Origin of the sequence: Pseudostreptobacillus hongkongensis (genome assembly GCF_001559795.1) — a bacterium.
GTDB classification, from domain to species: Bacteria; Fusobacteriota; Fusobacteriia; order Fusobacteriales; family Leptotrichiaceae; genus Pseudostreptobacillus; species Pseudostreptobacillus hongkongensis.
In genome coordinates this window covers 1-240 of sequence record NZ_LOHY01000074.1, presented here as the reverse complement: position 1 = coordinate 240, position 240 = coordinate 1, and the positions used below count along the sequence as shown (strand labels likewise).

At 27.1% G+C, this 240-nt stretch carries 1 protein-coding gene; it reads right to left on the bottom strand.

Annotated elements, in window-relative coordinates:
- A partial coding sequence (locus tag AYC59_RS01625) for a metallophosphoesterase (RefSeq protein WP_211259998.1) occupies positions 1 to 222 on the bottom strand: 222 nt, incomplete at its 3' end.
- Positions 223 to 240 lie beyond the last annotated feature (18 nt).

Genomic DNA, 240 nt, shown 5'->3' with positions numbered 1-240 from the left:
AACTTCTTCTATTTCTAATTCTATGATATCCTTAGTCGTATTATCATAATAGTCACAATTACCTCTTACAATATAGAAAGGAATATCAAATCCATAACTAATATCTATAGCATCATCACTATGATCTCCAGCGAAAATAACCATATCTGGATTTTCTTTTACTATAGTATTGTATAAATAATCCACATCTCTATGCGAATCTGATGTTAATAATATCTTCATAATTTACCCCATAAATAT